Genomic DNA, 18,489 nt, shown 5'->3' with positions numbered 1-18,489 from the left:
TCGCCAGGAAGGTCCGCCCATGACGACGCCCCCGTACCTGTACCGCGTAGGGACCCCCGCCGACGACGCCGAACTCACGGCGCTGGACGACTCCTTCACCACGGACACCGTGTACGAGGTCACGGCGACCGCGACCGGCTTCTCCCTCCATCCGGCACCCGTCCACCCGCCCCTGACGAAGCAATTCCCGGACGATGACGGCGACGAGGACGACGACCGGGTCGACCACACGGTGGTCGCGGTGGACGGCGACCGCATCTGCGCCTTCATCGCACTCGACTACGAGGACTGGAACCGCCGCCTGGTCATCCGCCAGATCACCGTGGCGCCCACCCACCGGGGCAAGGGCATCGGCCGCCACCTGATGGCCCGAGCCTTCGCCTACGGCCACGACCGCGGTGCCCGCGCCGCCTGGCTGGAGGTCACCAACGTCAACGCCCCGGCGATCCACGCCTACCAGCGGATGGGCTTCACTCTGTGCGGTCTGGACACGACCCTGTACCTCGGCACGCAGTCGGAGGGCGAGACCGCGCTCTTCATGAGCCGACCGCTCGTCAGTCCAGAGCGCTGAGCTTCTGCCACTCCTCGTACGACAGGTTCCACTCGCCATAGCCATTGCCCGTGGCCACGGTTTGGCGGGTCGAGCCGGTGACCTCGACGATGTCGCCGCGGACCGCGCGGTCGTAGAACCACTTGCCGTCCTTGTTGGTCATGCCGACACAGCCATGGCTCTTGTTGATCTTGCCGAAGATGCCCTTGCCCTCGTTCCAGGGTGCGGCGTGGGCGTAGGTGCCGGAGGTGGTGAGGTGCACGGCCCAGGGGACGTCCTTGTTGTAGGGGTCGGCTATGCCGACGGATTCGCTGGTCATGTTGACCATGGGGGCCTTGTCCAGGACGACCATCGTGCCGTTCCAGGTGGGGTAGCGGGGCTCACCGCCGGATATGGGAAGGGTGCCGACCTTCTTGCCGTCCTCGTAGACCGTCATCGTGTGCGCGTTGAGGTCGACCTTGGAGACACGCGCCGTGCCGATGGTGAACGTGCTGGTCACATCGCGGCGGAGGTAGCGGCCGTCGCCGGTGTTCACCCCGCTGAGCTTGGCGTTCAAGGTGACCTTGGTGCCCTTGGCCCAGTAGGTCTTGGGACGCCAGGAGGCGCGTTCGATGCCGGTGAGGGGGTCGCGGACCCAGCCCCAGGAGCCTTCCGTCTTGGGGCTGGTGGAGACGGAGAGCTGCCGCTCGACCGCCGCCTTGTCCTTGACGGGGTGGTCGAAGGCGACGGAGACGGGCTGGCCGGCTCCGACGACCTTGTTGTTGGTCGGGGTGACGGAGACGCCGTTGGCGAGCTGGGCCGGGCGGACGCGGAAGGTGGACCGGTGGTTGGTGTTCTCCCCCGCGGCGTTGGTCGCGGTGGCCTGGATGGTGTAGGTGGCGCCCGGGGTCATGGTCCGGGTGGAGTGCCAGCTCTTGCGGTCCTTGTCCCAGGTGCCGGTCACCGGCGCGGCCTCGGCGTCGTCGGAGGTGACGGCGACCTTGGTCAGCGTGCCGCCCTTCGCCTCGACCTTGATGGTGTGGTCCGGGGCGAGCGGCTGACCGGCGCTGCCCTGGGTCGCCGAGATACGAACGGGCCCGGCATCGGCGGCGTCCTTGTCCTTGTCACCGGCCGACGCCGACTGGCAGCCGACGAGCGCGGTCAGGGCGAGGGACGACGCCACGAGGAGGTGGAGGTGGCGTACGGAACGGTGGGATCGCACAGTGGGCCTCTTGAGATGGTCGTGGGGTCGTCGGATCAGCAACGTCGCGCCGCTTCTTCCGGGTTGTTCTTGTAAAGGGAGGGTGAAGGCGAGGCAGAAGGTTGCGTCCGCCACAGGGATACCGAAAGACAGTGATCCGCGACGCCGTCGATGTACTCGCGGGCGAAGCCGTCTATGCCCGCGACTTGGACGACGGCGACACGGGTGCCCGAGCGCATCGGCACCACCTCGACGTCCTCCGGAGAGGCGTGGGAGGTCCGGACGAAGAACTTGTGGATCAGCGGGTCTGCCGCCGAGCCGGACGGCGCAATGTCCCGATCGGTGGGCCAGTTCACGCCGCAACGTGCGCGGAGCGTGTTCGCCAGCGCTGTGAACACCGTGATGGCGTCTCGCTCGCTCGCGTACACGCTGATCGTGTGCCGCGCCTTCTGGTCGCCCCTGCGGCCCTCGTAGGTGCGGGTGCGTTGGGAGACGGGCGCCGGTGCGCGGTCGCCGTCGAGGCCGGTCAACCGGCAGCGTCCGTCGACGTCGAGGAGCGGCGCGTCGGTTCCCTCGGTGCTCCGGACCGCTTTCCAGTGCGCGTACTCCGAGAACGGCAGCGCGGTCGGCGGCAGCAGTGCGGCGGACGGGATCGCCGGGGTGGTCGGCGGGGTGTCGGCGGTGGCCGTCGGCGAGGGGGCGGCCCCGCCGGCAGGGTCCGGGCCGGATCGTCGCCGGGCAGCAGCTGCCAGGAGCCGATCGTGAGCGCGGCCGCGGTGAACACCGCGGAGGCGGCGATCGTCGCCCGCTTGCGGGCGCGGCGGCAGTGCCCCCTGGCCCGCGCTGCCTGCGGGCCCGCGAGCCTTATGGAGGGCTCGGCGGCACGCGCGATCTCACGCAGACGCTCTTCCAGATCAACCATGGGTGGGCACCTCCTTCGGTGGGCGTGCGCAGAGTCTGGGAGCCGGGGCCTCGGCGTCGCGGAGATGGGGCCCGAGCGCCTTGCGGGCACGGCTGAGCCGCGTACGCACGGTGCCTGCCGAGACTCCGGTCTCCCGGGCGACCTGCTCGATGGGCAGGTCGAGCAGGTGGTGCAGGACGACGACGGTGCGCTGGTCGGGCTTCAACCCGCGCAGGGCATGCACCAGCGCCACCCGGTCAGGGGCCAGATCGGGCAGGTCGGCCGGTGGGCCGTGGCGCACATGCGCGCGCATGCGGTTACGCGCCCGGCGCCAGGAGCTGACGGCCAGACGGAGCGCGACCGTCCGGACCCATGGCGTCGGGTCGCCGTCCTTGGTGAGGCGGTCCCAGCGCTGCCACGCCCGGGCGTATGCCTCCTGTACCGCGTCCTCGGCCTCGGTCAGGTCGCCGGTCGCGGCGTAGACCGCGGCGACCAGCCGCTTGGCTGTCGCCGCGTAGAACTGATCGAAATCTGATGCTGACATGTGCCCCCCGCTGCCCCCGTGCGCCGTCCTGCACGCGCGGTGCTTTTCGCTCCTGTAATGGGCACGCCCGGCGGCGGCGAAAGGTTACAGACCGATTCGCGGAGGCTGAGGGGAGACCCCATACGGGTACGTTCCGGATCCCACGCGCGGCGCGGACCCCCAGTACGGCGCGGTTCCGCCGTTCGGCGCGACTCCCCCGTACGGCGCGGCTCCCCAGTGCAGTGCGGCTCCCCCGTACGGTGCGGGCCCCCAGTACGGGGCAGGCCCCCAGTGCTGCGGCACACGCGGGGCGGGCACCGACAGCGCCGCGTGCGCCAGCACCGGCTGCGCGATCTCCTTGCGCTGCCACAGGTGGTGCAGCAACTCCTGTTCGCGCGCCGTGAAGTCCGGGCCCGCTGTGCCCCGGTACGCCCGCCGCCGGAGAAAGGCGAGGGAGGTGGCGAAGGCCGTGTACTCGGCGACCGCACGCGCCGCCGCGGCGCCCTGGGTGCGGCGCGCGAGATCGCGCGCGATGCCGCGGGCCCGGAGCGAGGACAGCGCCACCGGCTCCGGCGGGGTGAGCCAGCCCGCGGCCTGGTACGCGGGGAGATGGGTGCGGATGGTGCGCAGCTCGTTGTTGCGCGACCAGATGGTGAGCCAGGTCAGCAGGCCGAACAGCGGGACCATGAGCAGGGCGTAGACGGTGAGGAAGCTGAGGCCGCCGTGCGTGGCCGACCCGTTCCATATGCCGTGCAGGACCATGGCGGCGAGCAGCGCGGCGACCGGCAGGAGCACGCGGCGGGCACGCTGCCGCTGCGTGGCCGCGCCGGCGAGGCCGAAGCCTATGCCCGTCATGGCCGTGAACAGGGGATGCGCGAACGGGGACATGATCGCCCGGACGAAGAACGTCGCGGCGGTGGTGGAGCGTACGCCGGAGTACCCCAACTCCTGATCGTCGACGAACGCGTTGCCCAGATAGAGGATGTTCTCGGTGAAGGCGAAACCGGTGGCGGTGATTCCGGCGACGACGACGCCGTCCACGATCCCGTTGAAGTCGCGGCGCCGGAAGAGGAAGAGGAGCAGTATGGCGGCCGCCTTCGCGCTCTCCTCCACGACGGGTGCGACGAAGGTGGCGCCCCACGCGGTGTCGGCCGCGTCGTCCCCGGACCCGGAGTCGGCGACGGTCCTCGTGAGCCACTCGGTCGCGAGGCCGTTGGCGAGCAGGGCGACGAGCGTCGCGGCGCACGCGCCCCAGGCGAACGCGAACACCAGGTTGCGCCAGGGCTTCGGCTCGACGCGGTCCATCCAGCGGAAGGCCGCGACCATCAGCGGCACGGGCAGAACGGCCAGCCCCAGCCCGACCAGAAAGCCCTTGGTCCCGGTCTGCTGGCGGACGAGCGCCAGGATGACCAGCCCGGAGAGCGCGAGCAGCAGGATGAGCGCCCCGGCCCGCAGCGCCCGGTTGTCCCACAGCGCGCGACGCGGTCGGTAGCGCCAGTGGGCGGGCCCGGGTACGGCCTCGAAACGCGGCTGCGGTTCGCACCCCGGCACCGGGGGCTGGGACGGGGATTCGTGCACTCGACGACCCTAACGAAGGGGGAGTGGGGGGGGCTCAGGGATTATGCCCAGCCGCCCCGACCGCAATGACCCGCGGCCTCACGCCGTACGGCGCCGGAGCAGCCTTGTCTCGTGCGGCGCCGGAGCAGCATGGTGTGGGGCGCCGGGGCGGCCTCACGCCGTACGGCGACGGAACAGCAGGTCGTTGACGCGGTGGCCCTTCTCCAGCCCCTGGCCTTCGAACTTCGTCAGCGGACGGAAGTCCGGGCGCGGTGCGTACCCGCCGTCGGCCTGCGTGTTCTCGAAGTCCGGGCTGGCGGTCAGGACCTCCAGCATCTGCTCCGCGTACGGCTCCCAGTCGGTGGCGCAGTGCAGGAGCGCCCCGGGCTTCAGCCGGGTCGCGGCGAGCGCGACGAACTCGGGCTGGATCAGACGGCGCTTGTGGTGCCGCTTCTTCGGCCACGGGTCGGGGAAGTAGACGCGCAGGCCGGACAGGGAAGCGGGGGCGAGCATCTCGCGCAACAGGATGATCGCGTCGCCGTTCGCCACCCGGATGTTGGAGAGCCTGTTCCGCTCGGCGAGGGCCAGCAGGTTTCCCTGGCCGGGGGTGTGGACGTCGGCGGCGAGTATGCCCGTGCCGGGGTCGGCCGCCGCCATCTGGGCCGTGGCCTCGCCCATGCCGAAACCGATCTCCAGCACGACGGGCAGCTCGGGCTCGCCGAAGAGCTCGCCCAGGTCGATGGGGTGCAGGCCGTCGATGTCCAGGCCCCACTGGTTCCACAGCCGGCGCAGTGCCTCGCCCTGACCGGGGGTGACGCGCCCGCGCCGGGGGCGGAACGAGCGGATCCGGCGCTCGTGGTGCGAACCGGCCGGATCGGGCACCGGCCCGTCGGGGAACATCGGGGTGCTGCGGTCTCGCGGGGCGGACGCTCCACGCTGCGCGTGGATGGTCCGGCTCCCCGCAGCGGGCTCGCTCGGGGTGGCGGCGTGGTTCTCGGGCACGGCGTGGTTCTCTGACACAGTAGGTCGATTCTACGGGGCCGTGGGGAGGGCGCGGGGAGACGCGGGGAGCCGGCGGCACGGAGACGGGGCGCGGCGTCCAGCGCCCGCCCGCCGCGGCCGTCCTCAGCCCCGCAACGCCGCCAGCGCCCGCCGGGCCACCTCTCGCCCGATGGGCAGGGACGCCGTCGCGGCCGGGGACGGCGCGTTGAGCACATGGACCACCCGCTGCGACTCGGCGAAGAGGAAGTCGTCCACGAGCGTGCCGTCCCGCAGCACCGCCTGCGCGCGGACGCCCGCCGGGGCCCGTATGAGATCGTCGGCCGTCACCACGGGCAGCAGCCGGCGGACGGCGGCGGTGAAGGCGCGCTTGGACACCGAGCGGCGCAGCTCGCCCACGCCGTACCGCCAGTGCTCCCGGGCCATCCGCCACGGGCCGGGGAACGCCAGGGTCTCGGCCAGCTCCCGGGGCCGCGCCGTGCGCCAGGTGTAGCCCTCGCGCGCGAGCGCGGGCACCGCGTTCGGCCCGATGTGCACGTCGCCTTCGATGCCGCGCGTCAGATGCACGCCGAGGAAGGGGAACGCCGGGTCGGGCACCGGATAGACCAGGCCCCTGACGAGCGGGGCCCGAGGCGGAGCCAGCTCGTAGTACTCCCCGCGGAAGGGGACGATCCGCATCCCCGGGTCGTCCCCGGCCAGCCGGGCGATCCGGTCGCAGTGCAGCCCCGCGCAGTTGACCAGTGCCCCCGCTCTCAGCACCGTCCCGTCCGCCGTGCGGACCGCGACCGCCGACGGGCGGCGCCCGATGGCGCGGACCTCCGACCCGTACCGCACGGAGGCGCCCGCGTCCTCCGCCAGCCCGGCCAGCCGCGACGCCACCGCCTTGAAGTCGCACACGCCGGTGGAGCCGACGTGGATCGCGGCCAGGCCGCGCACATGCGGCTCGTACTCCAGGATCTGGGCGGGGCCCAGCTCCCGCACCGGTATCCCGTTCTCCCGGCCGCGCTGCACCAGGGCGTGCAGCCGCGGCAGCTCCACGCGCTCGGTCGCGACGATCAGCTTGCCGGTCACCTCGTGCGGGATGTCATGCTCCGCGCAGAACTTCACCATCTCGGCGGCGCCCTGCACCGCGAACCGGGCCTTCAGAGATCCCGGACGGTAGTAGATACCGCTGTGGATCACACCGCTGTTGCGGCCGGTCTGGTGGCGGGCCGGGCCCGCCTCCTTCTCCAGCACGATCACGCGGGTGCCCGGCGCGGCCCGCGTGATCGCATACGCCGTCGACAGGCCGACGATGCCGCCCCCGATCACCAGCACATCGCAGTCCCACGTCGCCACGTCACGTCACCTCCCCGCAGCTCCCGACGCTCAACCGCTCGCACGACGATCACTATCATGACGCGCCCCACTGACAATGGGCCCGCGGCGATGCTCAGGCGCGTGATCCGCGGGTCGCGGGGGTCGCGGTCCGCTGGTCCGCTGCTCCTCAGGCCGGGGTGACCAGCAGCGGCCGCGCGCGCTCCCGCAGCTCGGCGACGCGGGGCTCGTGCCCGTACGGCTCCAGGCGGTGCAGCAGGTCCCGGACGTACTCCGTCGTACGGGCCGACGAGATGCGCCCCGCCACCTCCACCGCCCGCGCGCCCTGCGCGCACGCCGCGTCCAGATTGCCCGATTCCAGCTCCGCGACGGCCGACACCACCAGCCGCAGCCCGTGTGAGCGCACGAACTCCTCCGTCGGCCGCGACAGCGCCTGCTCGGTGAACCGCCGCACCTGGCGCGGCAGCTTCAGGTCGCGGTAGCACTCGGCGGCATCCGCCGCGAACCGCTCGTGGGTGTAGAAGTCCAGCCAGGACGGGTCCGGATCGCCCACGCGTGACCGCTCCAGCCACCCCTCCGCGGCCTTCAGCGCCGCCCCGCAGGCCGGTCCGTCCCCCGCCTTGGCCTGGGCGCGCGCCTCGACCAGGCGGAAGAAGCTCATGGTGCGTGCGGTGGCCAGGCCCCGGTTGCGCTCCAGCGCGGCCTGCGCCAGGTCCACGCCCTCGTCGGCGAAGCCGCGGTAGGTGGCCTGCAGGCTCATCGACGCCAGGACGTACCCGCCCAACGGCACGTCGGCGGCCGCACGGGCGAGCCGCAGCGCCTGGATGTAGTACCGCTGGGCCGCCTCCTGCTGCCCGGTGTCGAAGGCCATCCAGCCGGCCAGCCTGGTGAGTTCGGCGGTGGCGCCGAACAGCGCCCGCCCGACCTCGTCGGTGTACGAGCCGAGGAGCAGGGGGGCGGCGTCCACGCGCAGGCACTCGGGCACCATCGAGGAACGCCAGTCGCCGCCCCCGTACTTGGAGTCCCAGCGGCGCGCGTCCTCCGCGGCCTCCCGCAGCTTGCTGACGTCGCTGTGCCCGACGCGCTGGGAAGGGATGTCGGATCCGCCGCCGCTGTCGGCTTCCTTGGGCTCGCGCGCGACAGAGGTGTCCGCGGGGGTTATCAGCCAGCGTGAGGCGGGTGTCGCGTAAGCGCTCACCGCGAAGGAACCGGCGAGGCTCTGCCATATGCCGCCGCCCCCGCGCCGCCCCACCAGGTCCAGGCGGTACAGCTCGGTCGCGGTCCGTACGGCCTGGCCGATGTCGCGCGGGAAGGCGAGGCCGACCTCGGGGGCGGGGTCCGCGTCGGCGAGCCCGATCTCGTGCAGCGGCACCGGACGGCCCAGCTTGGAGCCGATCGCGGCGGCGATCAGATGGGGGGCGGCCCCTTGGGGGACCATCCCCTTGGAGACCCAGCGAGCCACGGACGTCTTGTCGTAGCGAAGGGTCAGGCCGCGTTGAGCGCCGAGGTCGTTGACTCTGCGCGCGAGCCCGGCATTGCTGATTCCCGCGAGCGCGAGAACGGTGCCGAGCTTCTCGTTCGGCCCGCGTGGCTCCCTGGACATGCGCACCCCTCGAACAGCGCCGACGGCCGCCCCGGCATAGGCACGGGGCATTCGTAAACCCAGCGTAGTTCGCCGGATCCCGACCGTTAAGAGGTCTAGTCCCGGATGGCGAGATTCTTGTACGAACGCGGGTGCGGGACGGGGCGTGTGCTCCCGGTGTGTGTGGCTGTGCGCCCGTCTGTGCGCTCTGTCCCGCCCGCCGCGTGAGCGTTTCCATAGTGCTGCGTGGGTCGGCCCACGGCGCAAAAGCCGGTGGGCTGGGGGATGCCGCCGCCTCATTCCCCGCGGGCGGCGGAACGGTCCGGGAGGTGGACGCCACCTCCCGGACTGTGATGTGGGGCCTCCGCAAGCCCACGGAAGGCCCGTCAGAAAAATGGCTGAAAGCCGCTCCTGACGGCCGGGCTGCCGCGCCGGGCCGGGGAGGGGGAGGCCCGACGCGGAAGCCCCGGAGCCGCCGGCTCCGGTGCCGCGTTCCCACACCCGCACCGACACCGACGGCAATGCCGATACCGATGCTGATGCCGACGTCGGCCGCCCGTGCCAACGCGCCGCCGCCGACGTGTCGTTCGCGCGCGCACGCTCCCGTACGCCCCACTCGTGGCAGCATGGGCCACGGCGGAGCGGTAGCGCGCACTCTCGGGTCGCGTGCGAGGGCGCGCGCCCGTGGTGATCCCGTTATTGCCCGAGCGCTGCCCGGCAGGATGCCGAATCCGTCGACTTGCTGTGCATATTGCTGCGCAGGATGACTGCTGGTTCTTGGTTGTCCACAGCCTGTGGAGGCGCCGATGCGGTGGTTGGTGGGGTGGAGCAGAGCCGCCTCGGGACCGGCCACGGCCGACGGCGGTGGCGTACAGCCGGTCGGCGCCCAACTGCTGTGGGCCGACCCGGATCCGCTCTGGGCCGTCGGCGACTGGCGCCCCGACGAGGTGCGCGTCGTCCAGACCGACCCCTTCACCCGGCTCGCGGTCTTCGGCTGCTGCGGCGCGACCGACGAGGAGCTGCGCGTCGGCCTGTTCGCCGCGCGCGGCGGCGCCCTGCGGCATCTGAGCGCCTGGCCCGGCAGCTACACCGCCGTCGCCCAGGTCGGCCGGCGTGTCACCGTTGTGGGGGATCTCGCCGGTGCCCGCCCCGTGTTCCATACGGACTGGGCGGGCGGCACCGCCTATGCCACCGCCGCGCTGCCCCTCGCCGACCTCGTCGAGGCGCAGCTCGACGTCAGCCACCTCGCCGCACTGCTCGCCTGCCCCGACTCCCCGGAGGCCGTCGGCGACGGCACCCCTTATGCGGGTGTACGGCGCGTGGCGCCGGGCCACGCGCTGATCCTCCGCGAGGGCGCGCGCGACATCGTCGGTTACGAACCCATCGCCTCCCTCGCCGTCGCCGCGCCCCAACGCGACCCGCAGGAGGCGGTGGAGGGCGTGCGGGACGCGCTGGTCGACGCCGTACGAGCCAGGCTCACCGCGCCCCGCCACGCCCCCGAGACCGGCCACCTCGACCCCGGCCCCGTACCCGGGATGGGCCCGGCGGAGCGGCGGGCGGCCCGTGGCGCACCGGCCCCCGGCGTCGGCGCGGATCTGTCCGGAGGCAGCGCTTCCGGCACGCTGGCGCTGCTGGCCGCCGGACTCCCGGGCGTACCCGGCACCGTGCTCGGCCATGGCACCGGGGCGGGCGAGCGCCTGCTCGTCGTCACCTTCAACGACCTGGTCGTACGCGGCCGGACCCGCGAGGCGGAACTCGAACGCGCCCGCAGCATCGCGGAGAACCCCCGTCTGCACCACGTCGTGGTCGCCGCCGGCGAGGAGGCCCTGCCGTACGCGTCCCTCGGCGGCGGACCGCTCACCGACGAGCCCGGCCCCTCCCTCGTCCACGCCGAACGCCACCGCCGCAGACTCGCCGCGGGCAGCGCCGACCACTTCATCGGGCACGGCGCCCGCCAGGTGCTCGACGCGCATCCCGCCCGCCTCGCGGATCTGCTGCTCGACCGGCGCCGCAGGCACCTGCTGCGGCCCGCCACGGCCCTCGCCCGTGCCGACGGGCCGTCCGCGCACTCCTTCTTCGTCCCCTTCACCGTCTACCGCGCCGCCCGCAGACTGGCCCGTACGCCGTACAAGGACGGTCTGGAGGACGCCGCACACCGCCTGATGGAACGCCGCTTCGCCGGCGATGCCGGGCCGGGCGCCACCGGTGTGGTCTCCGCCTCCCTCGCCGCGCTCACCTGGTGCCGCCCCGGGCCCGCCGCGCGGTGGCTGACCGGCGAGGCGCTGGCAGAGGTATCGGTTCGCCTGGAAGCGGCGGCCGCCCGACCGGCCGCGCTCCGCCGCCCCGGCGAGCGCCGTGCCGATGCCGCGCTTGCCCGTTACGCCGCCGACCAGCGCGTCTTCGAACAGGCCGCGGAGGTACGCAGCCAGCGACTGCACGCGCCCTTTCTGGACAACCAGGTCGTCCGCGCCTGCCGCGCGCTCCCCGAGGCACTCCGCGTGCAACCGGGGGCGCGCGCCGCGGTCCTGCGCGCCGTACTCGCGGGCGCGGGCATCCGCGACCTGCCACCCGGCTGGGGCGCCACGTCCCACGCCGCCCACAACGCCGCCGTACGCGCCGGACTGCGCACGTACGCGAGCGACCTCATCGACCTCTTCGAGGCACCGCTGCTGGCGGACGCGGGGCTGGTCGAGGCGCGCGTCGTCCGCAAGGCCCTGCGAGCGGCGGCGGAGGGCGAACGGCTCCCGCTGGACGGCCTGGCCGAGCTGGTCGCCACGGAACTGTGGCTGCGCCGCCTGCTGGCCCGGCGCGGAACATGCTGGACGGGCACGGCGGCACCGCGCCAGCGGGCGGTCGCGGGCGGCGTGGTCCCGCGCCCCAGCCTGTGAGAATCGCGGAGTCAGACGCATTGCAGCAGGCTCTTTAAAAGAAGCGCGTTGAAGCGGCGCTTCGAAGCAGGCGCGTTGCGGCAGGCGCATGGAAGCCTGCTCCCCGTCCCCGTCCCCTCCCCGTCCCCGTCCCCTCCCTGTCCCCGTCCCCTTCCCCAAGGACCATGTTCCCGTGCGGTATCTGATACTCGGCCCCACCGAAGCGCGTGCCGCCGACGGGCAGCCGCTCCCCGTCGGCGGAGCCCGGCTCCGCGCGCTTCTCGCCGCGCTCGCGCTGCGCGCCGCACGCGCCACCCCGACCCCCGTCGACGTCCTGATCGACGAGGTCTGGGGCGACGAACCACCGCACGACGCCCTGGCCGCGCTCCAGGCGCTCGTCGGCCGGCTACGGCGCGCCCTCGGGCGGGACGCGGTGCTCTCCGCACCCGGCGGCTACCGCCTCGACGCCACCCCCGACGACATCGACCTGCTGCGTTTCGAGCGCCTGGTGGACGTCGGCGGACGCGCCCTCGACGCCGGGGACCCGGAGACGGCGGCCGCCACGCTCCGTACGGCGCTCGGGCTCTGGCGTGGACCGGCGCTCGCCGACCTGCCGGACCGGGAGGCGGCGGCCGCAAGGCCCGAGGCGCTGCGGCTGACCGCCCTGCACCAGCGGGTGGCGGCCGATCTGGCGCGCGGGCAGGCCGTCGCCCTGGTTCCGGAACTCCGCGAGTTGGTCGCCGACCACCCGCTTGACGAAACGTTCCACGCCCAGCTGATCCAGGCGCTGCGTGCGATCGGGCGGTCGGCGGACGCGCTCGCGGCGTACGAGGACGTGCGCCGCGGACTCGCGGACAGGCTCGGTACGGAGCCGGGACCGGAGCTTCAGCGGCTCTACCGCCTGCTGCTGGACGGCGGCGGGCCGCGGACGGCTACGGCCACGGACGCGGCTGCGGTCACGAACGCGGCTACGGCCACGGACCGCACCGCGGCTCCAGGGCACACCGCCACCGCCCGTCCGGGACCCGCCTCCGCTGCCCGCCTCAGCCCCGGCTCTGCCGCCCGCCCCGGCCCCGCCTCCGCCGCCCGCCCGGCTCGTGGCAACCTGCGCGCCCGCCTCACCAGCTTCGTCGGCCGCCAGGCCGAGATCGACGCGCTCCGCGACGACCTGAGCTCCGCCCGCCTCGTCACGCTGACCGGACCCGGTGGTTCCGGCAAGACCCGGCTCTCCGAGGAGACCGCCGCGACCCTCGGCGCCGCCCACCGCGACGGGGTCTGGGCCGCCGAGCTCGCCCCGCTCGACGATCCGCGCGCCGTCCCCGGCACCGTGCTCAGCGCGCTCGGCCGCCGTGAGACGGCCCTTCTCGGCTCGGGGCTCGAAGGCCGTACGAGCGGCGCGGATGCCGCGGACCCGACCGCGCGGCTCATTGAGTACTGCGGCCCTCGCCGCCTGCTGCTCCTCCTCGACAACTGCGAGCACGTCATCGATGCCGCCGCCCAGTTGGCCGAGGCGCTGCTCGCGGCCTGCCCGGGGGTCACCATCCTCGCCACCAGCCGTGAGCCGCTCGGGGTGCCCGGCGAGACCGTACGCCCGGTGGAACCGCTGCTTCCGGCCCCCGCGCACCAGCTGTTCGCCGAGCGCGCCGCTGCCGTACGCCCCGGGTTCGACCCGGCGCGGGACCCGGCGACCGAAGCCGCGGTCGCCGAGATCTGCCGCCGCCTCGACGGCCTGCCGCTGGCCATCGAACTCGCCGCGGCACGCCTCCGGCTGCTCACCCCACGGCAGATCGCGGGCCGTCTGGACGACCGCTTCCGGCTGCTGACCACCGGCAGCAGGACCGTACTGCCGCGGCAACAGACGCTGCGCGCCGTCGTGGACTGGTCCTGGGACCTGCTCGACGACCGCGAACGCGCGCTGCTGCGGCGCGCGTCGGTGTTCGCGGGCGGCTGGACCCTGGACGCGGCGGAGTCGGTGTGCGCGGATCCGGTGCGGCAGGAGCGCCTCGACGCGGCACAGCAGGAGCGCCTCGACGCGGCACAGCAAGGGGGCGCCGACCCGGTCCGGCACGGGTGCGCCGACGCGCCGGAGCCGTCCGTACGCATCGGGCAGGGGGATGTCCTCGATCTGCTCGGTGCGCTGGCCGACAAGTCCCTGCTCGTGGTCGACCATCCCCAAGGGCGAGATGATGAAGTCCGTTTCCGCATGCTGGAAACCATTCATGAGTACGTCAACGAGCGTGCCGCCGAGACCCCGGCCACCCGCCGGGACCACGCCGCCGCGCTCCGCCGCCACACCGCGCACTTCAGGGCGTTCGCCCACACCGCCGATCCGCTGGTGCGCTCGGCGGAGCAGCTTCCGTGGCTGCGCCGCGTCGAGGCCGACCTGGACAACATCCGCGCGGCGCTGCACCGTGCCATCGAGTGCCGGGACGAGGACAGCGCGATCGCCCTCGTCTTCGACATGGGGTGGTTCTGGTGGCTGCGCAATTACCGTGACGAGGGGGCTTCGTGGGCGGCGCGAGCGCTGACGCTCATCGCTCCGGTCTCGGATCCCGTCCCCTCCTCCCGCCACGAGGATGTGGTCGACCTCCGCCTCCTCCGCTACTTCCTGATCGCCGAGCAGCGTTCCGAACAGGAGCTGCGGAGCCCCGAAACCATGGCCGCCGCACGCGCCATACGGGCCGCCTACGCCGGTCACTCCGGCCCGCGCGGTGCCCGCTTCCCCGGCCTTCTGTGGCCGTTCTGCGGATACCTCATCGACGGGCACACGAGCGTGGTGCCCATGCTGGACGAGGCGGTCGCCAACTGCCGTCGGTACGGCGACGAATGGGCGCTCGGCGCCCTGCTGATGCTGCGTACGCACCTGGAGATCGACCTGCCCGGCGGCATGGCCCGCGCCGAGCGCGGCTGGCCGGAACTGCGCGAGCTGAGCCGACGCGTCGGAGACCGCTGGATACTCGCGCAGGTGGAGGAGGCCAACGGCGAGATGGCCATGGCGCACGGCCGTTACGCCGACGCTCGGGCGTCGCACGAGGAGGCACTGCGGCTCGCGCGCGAGATCGGCGCCCACACCGAGACCCCGTTCCTCATCACACGGCTCGCCGACCTCGCCTTCCAATGCGGCGATCTGCCGGAGGCGGTGCGGCTGCTGGACGAGTCCGAGGCCGAAGCCGAGCGCCACGGCGCGCGGGACGCACAGGCCTTCAACCGCATGCTGCGCGCGTCGATCGCACTGCGCGGCGGCGACCTCGACGCCGCGCGGGCACGGTGCGACGAGGCGCTGCGGGAGGCGGCGAGAGCCGCCACCCCGCCACCGCAGTTCTGGACGGTGCTCGGCGGCATCGACGCCCGGATCACGGCGGACAGCGGGGACGCGCCGGGCGGCCTGCGCAAGATCCGTGACGCGTTGCGCACGGGCATCGAGTCGCACAGTACGGAGGGGCTGCTGGCCCTGCAGGCGGAGACCGCGGCCTACATCCTCCTCCAGCTCGCGCGCCACGCCCCGGCCGCCCGGCTGCTGGGCGCGGCCGGGGCATGGCGCGCGGGACAGCCGCGCACGCCGTCGCTGGAGGAGCACGTCACGGACGTGGCGAAGGCCGCGTGCGAGGCGCTGGGCGAGGGCGCGTTCGAGGAACTGCGCGCCGAGGGCACGCGACTGACCGCCGACGAGTGCGTCGCGCTGCTGGACTCGATCGCCACGCCTCCGCCGCCCCCTTCGGTCACTGCCGATTGATGGCTTATGTGCAATTGATGACGGACTGCGCCCAGTCCGCCAGAGCCACCTTGCTCAGCGAACCGTGTCGTTCGACCACCAGCCGGAGCGTCTTTCGCCCGGACAGCGGCACCTGGACGGGCACGGCCGGGTCGCCGCCGTGGATCACCGGGGAGCGCCACAGCCGCACCCCGTCCGCGTAGACGGAGAAGCGCGCGGCGCCGAACCCCAGCATCAGGTCGTCGATGCCGACGTACGCGCTGTAGGAGACACAGGAGCGGTTGAGGTCGATCGTCAACGACGACGGTTCCCGCACGGTCACACCGTGGGGGTAAGGGGTGCCGCCTGTGGACAGCCCCCAGCGCTGCCACAGCCAGCTGCTCTCGCCCTGCCGCAGCTCCGGCTCCGTGCCATCGCCCGCACCGCCGAACTCCAGGCGGTTGAGCTGGTACGCCGTCGGGGCCTGCGGGGGAGTGGACGTGGGCCGGGGCGACGTCGGCGTCGGCTGCGGTGTCGGCTTCGACGTCGGTTTCGACGTCGGTTTCGGCGGGGTGGGGGTGGGAGTCGGGCGCGGGGCGGCCGTGGTGGGCTTCGGCGCGGGCGTGGTGGGCGTCGGCCGGGGCGCGGTCGGGCTCGGCTTCGCGGCGGGAGGGGAGGTCCGCGGCTTGGGCTTCGCCTCCGCGGGCACAGGCGTGGCCTTCGCCTCCGACGGCGGGCTGGACTCCGGCGTCGGCTTCGCCGGAACGGCGGGTGACGCCGACGGCTTGGCGGCGACCTGCTTCGGCTGCCCGCCGCCACCGGTGGTGAGGGCCAGCGCGGTGGCGGCGGCCGTGACGATGACGCCCGCCGCGATACCCACCTTCACCGGGGCCGCCAGACCTTCCGCCGCGGCCCCCGCGCCCGCAGCGCTCGTTCCGCCTCCAGCTCCAGCTCCAGCTCCAGCTCCAGCTCCAGCGCCGCCCGCCGTGGCGGTCGCCCCCGCGCTCAGACCCGCCGCCGCGGCCCCTGCTCCGGCCGCGCCCGCGGCGGCACCTGCCGCCGCCTTGAGCACGTAGCCGCCCGCGAACCAGCCGATGACCGCGAGCGGCAGCACGGCGCGCAGCCGCGCGTTCACGTCGGCGACCTCCAGGGCCGCCATACGGCACTTCGGGCAGTTCTCCAGGTGCTTGCGCAGTCCGAGTTCCGCCCGCGTCCGCAGACCGCCGCGTGCGTACGCGCCCAGCCGGTCGGCGTACCGCGCGCAGTCCCCGCCCTCGGTCAGGGCGGTGCTCACATGGGCCTGGAGGTACGCCTGCTTGAGCTTCTCCCGGGCCCGGTGCGCCAGCACCGCCGTGGCGTTGTCCGACAGACCGAGCAGTGGTGCCACCTCACGCGGCGACTCCTCCTCGACCGTGGTGTGCCACAGCACCGCCTGGTAGTGCTCCGGCAGGCTGCGGAACGCCTTGACGGCCAGGGTCCGCTCGGCGGCGTGCATCGCCTTGACGTCCGCGCCCTGGTCATGCGTGCGGGCCTCGGCCGCGGGCCGTGCCGCGTCGGACGCGAACGCGGCGAAATCCTCGACGAGCTGCTCCCGCTTGGCCGTCCTGCCCCACGTCGCCGCAACCCGTCGCACGGTGGTGAGCAGGTAGGCGCGGACCGCCGAATCCGGGCCCGCCCCGCCCCGTACCGCCTGCAGCGTCCGTGCGAACACCTCGGCGGTGAGGTCGTCCGCGGTGTCGGCGTCCCGGCAGCAGCTACGGGCGTACCGCCGCACCGAGCCGGCATGACGGCGGTACAACTCCTCGTACGCGGTGTCGTCACCGTCGCGCAGCCGCGTGACCAGGTCGGCGTCCGACGGTGCCGTCCCGCCCTCCGCCTCGCCGGCCGCACCGGTGGCCCCGCCGGCGCGGTCGCGCTGCGATGGCACGCTCGGGTTCGGCCGGGACATGCCCTTGACGCGGCGGTGCCGGCCCCCTTGCGCCGGCACCTGAGGCGAGGGGGCGCCTCTGCCGGCTTCACCCCCACCAGGAGCCCCGGTGCCGACGGGCCGGGCCTCGTCCGCTCCGCCCGTTCCGGCGCCGCTCGTTCCGGCCCCGGACGTCTCCGCTGCCTCGGTCCCCTGCCCGCCCGTGTCCCGCTCGTTGCGGTCGCGCGGCTCTCCTCGCCCGTCAACACCACCCATAGCGGAAGCCCCCGACCCGACCGACGCACTCGAACACCGGGTAAGAGTGCCACAGCCGCCCCACGGCGCCACCCCGTACAACCCGCAACCACTCTTCCGGGGCGGGGTTGCCGTACGGCGACGCTACCGTTCACCCATACGGGCGAAAGGTCGGCCATCGGAGACCTGCCTGCCCGCGGCCTGTCCACGAGGCAGAGGCAGGCCGGGGGTGACGGAGCCGGCCGAGTCGCAGTCGGCGGCCGACCGTCTCTGCCGAGAACAACCGGCCAACTCCGCCGGGAGCAGCCGACCGTCTCCGCCGACAACAGCCGACCAGCTCCGCCGAGAGCAGCCGATCAGTCCTACGGGCGCGACCGTAGCCCGTCCAGCAGGATGTCCAGCAGCCGTGCCGATGCCGCCGCCTGCTGCGCCGCGTCCGGGAGCGAAGGCGCCGCCGTCGCTATCACCAGCAGCACGTCCGCGACCGTCACATCCGCCCGCAGCTCACCCGCTGCCCTCGCCCGCTCGACGAGCTGCCCGACGACCTCCAGCAGCGCCGCCACGCCCGCGTCGTCGCGCTCCTGGCGCGGCGCCGGACGCTGCTCGACCAGCCGCAGCTCCGGCTGGTTCGAACCCGGCTGCCGCTGGTGCGGCACCCGAGCGGGCTCCTCCGCCTCCACCTCGACGCCGACCCGCAGCACCTGCGGCGGCAGCAGCCGCCCGGCACCGGACGCCACGGACGTACGCAGGAAGCGGGACAGCGCCGACCACGGCTCGTCCTCCTGCCCCAGCGCGGCCCGCGCCTGGTCGGTCAGCCGGGCCGTCTCCTCGTCGGCTATGCGCCGCACCAGCACGTCCTTGCTGGGGAAGCGCCGGTACACGGTGCCGACACCGACCCGCGCCCGCCGTGCCACGTCCTCCATCGGCGCGCCGTAGCCCAGCTCGCCGAAGACCTCGCGCGCCGCGCGTAGAACGTGCTCGAGATTGCGCTGCGCGTCCACGCGCAGCGGAGCATGACGACCGCCGGTCCCGTCCGCCGAAGCGACAGCAGCGGCCCAATGAGAACCCTGGATATGCATATGTGTTCCCCCGGTAATGACGCGTCTCCCCCCGGAGACTCCCCGCCCTGACTGGTCGGGCAGTCTCAACCCCGACCAAGTA

General features: G+C 73.6%; 12 protein-coding genes. 3 read left to right on the top strand and 9 right to left on the bottom strand.

The window, feature by feature from the left end:
• The first annotated feature begins 19 nt into the window (after positions 1-19).
• Complete coding sequence (locus tag Q3Y56_RS15910; RefSeq protein ID WP_304462585.1) at positions 20-571, top strand: N-acetyltransferase; 552 nt, start codon at positions 20-22, stop codon at positions 569-571.
• Here the strand turns inward: Q3Y56_RS15910 and Q3Y56_RS15905 are convergent.
• The 7 genes from Q3Y56_RS15905 to Q3Y56_RS15875 all read right to left on the bottom strand — a co-directional run bounded on the left by Q3Y56_RS15905 (position 555) and on the right by Q3Y56_RS15875 (position 8,630).
• Positions 555-1,751, bottom strand: a complete 1,197-nt coding sequence (locus tag Q3Y56_RS15905; protein WP_304462584.1) for an Ig-like domain-containing protein — start codon at positions 1,749-1,751, stop codon at positions 555-557. The two genes, Q3Y56_RS15910 and Q3Y56_RS15905, sit on opposite strands and share 17 nt — an antisense overlap.
• 35 nt (positions 1,752-1,786) lie before the next feature.
• Positions 1,787-2,260, bottom strand: a complete 474-nt coding sequence (locus tag Q3Y56_RS15900) for a hypothetical protein (protein ID WP_304462583.1) — start codon at positions 2,258-2,260, stop codon at positions 1,787-1,789.
• Between the two features lie 384 nt (positions 2,261-2,644).
• Positions 2,645-3,175 carry a SigE family RNA polymerase sigma factor gene (locus Q3Y56_RS15895; RefSeq protein ID WP_304462582.1) on the bottom strand — a complete coding sequence of 177 codons (531 nt, stop codon included), beginning with the start codon at positions 3,173-3,175 and terminating at the stop codon, positions 2,645-2,647.
• A gap of 84 nt (positions 3,176-3,259) precedes the next feature.
• Positions 3,260-4,732, bottom strand: coding sequence for a PrsW family intramembrane metalloprotease (locus Q3Y56_RS15890; RefSeq protein ID WP_304462581.1), 1,473 nt, complete (start codon positions 4,730-4,732; stop codon positions 3,260-3,262).
• A gap of 153 nt (positions 4,733-4,885) precedes the next feature.
• On the bottom strand, positions 4,886-5,611 hold the full coding sequence (trmB, locus tag Q3Y56_RS15885; RefSeq protein ID WP_304465637.1) for a tRNA (guanosine(46)-N7)-methyltransferase TrmB: 726 nt from the start codon (positions 5,609-5,611) through the stop codon (positions 4,886-4,888).
• Between the two features lie 225 nt (positions 5,612-5,836).
• Positions 5,837-7,048, bottom strand: coding sequence for an L-2-hydroxyglutarate oxidase (gene lhgO, locus Q3Y56_RS15880; protein ID WP_304462580.1), 1,212 nt, complete (start codon positions 7,046-7,048; stop codon positions 5,837-5,839).
• Between the two features lie 148 nt (positions 7,049-7,196).
• Complete coding sequence (locus Q3Y56_RS15875) at positions 7,197-8,630, bottom strand: MFS transporter (protein ID WP_304462579.1); 1,434 nt, start codon at positions 8,628-8,630, stop codon at positions 7,197-7,199.
• Positions 8,631-9,415: 785 nt separating this feature from the next.
• Between Q3Y56_RS15875 and Q3Y56_RS15870 the strand changes: the two genes are divergently transcribed.
• Both Q3Y56_RS15870 and Q3Y56_RS15865 read left to right on the top strand, forming a co-directional pair.
• The gene (locus tag Q3Y56_RS15870) at positions 9,416-11,497 is read left to right on the top strand and encodes an asparagine synthase-related protein (RefSeq protein ID WP_304462578.1); all 2,082 of its coding nucleotides are present in this window, start codon (positions 9,416-9,418) and stop codon (positions 11,495-11,497) included.
• Between the two features lie 172 nt (positions 11,498-11,669).
• Positions 11,670-15,209, top strand: coding sequence for a BTAD domain-containing putative transcriptional regulator (locus Q3Y56_RS15865; RefSeq protein WP_304462577.1), 3,540 nt, complete (start codon positions 11,670-11,672; stop codon positions 15,207-15,209).
• A gap of 4 nt (positions 15,210-15,213) precedes the next feature.
• Here Q3Y56_RS15865 and Q3Y56_RS15860 read toward each other — a convergent pair whose 3' ends face one another.
• Positions 15,214-17,115, bottom strand: coding sequence for a sigma-70 family RNA polymerase sigma factor (locus Q3Y56_RS15860; RefSeq protein WP_304462576.1), 1,902 nt, complete (start codon positions 17,113-17,115; stop codon positions 15,214-15,216).
• A 575-nt stretch (positions 17,116-17,690) separates the two neighbouring features.
• Positions 17,691-18,407 carry a TetR/AcrR family transcriptional regulator gene (locus Q3Y56_RS15855; RefSeq protein ID WP_304462575.1) on the bottom strand — a complete coding sequence of 239 codons (717 nt, stop codon included), beginning with the start codon at positions 18,405-18,407 and terminating at the stop codon, positions 17,691-17,693.
• Positions 18,408-18,489 lie beyond the last annotated feature (82 nt).

Origin of the sequence: Streptomyces sp. XD-27 (genome assembly GCF_030553055.1) — a bacterium.
Classification (GTDB): Bacteria; Actinomycetota; Actinomycetes; order Streptomycetales; family Streptomycetaceae; genus Streptomyces.
The sequence above is the reverse complement of the archived record's forward strand: the minus strand, read 5'-3'. Positions and strand labels throughout refer to the sequence as shown.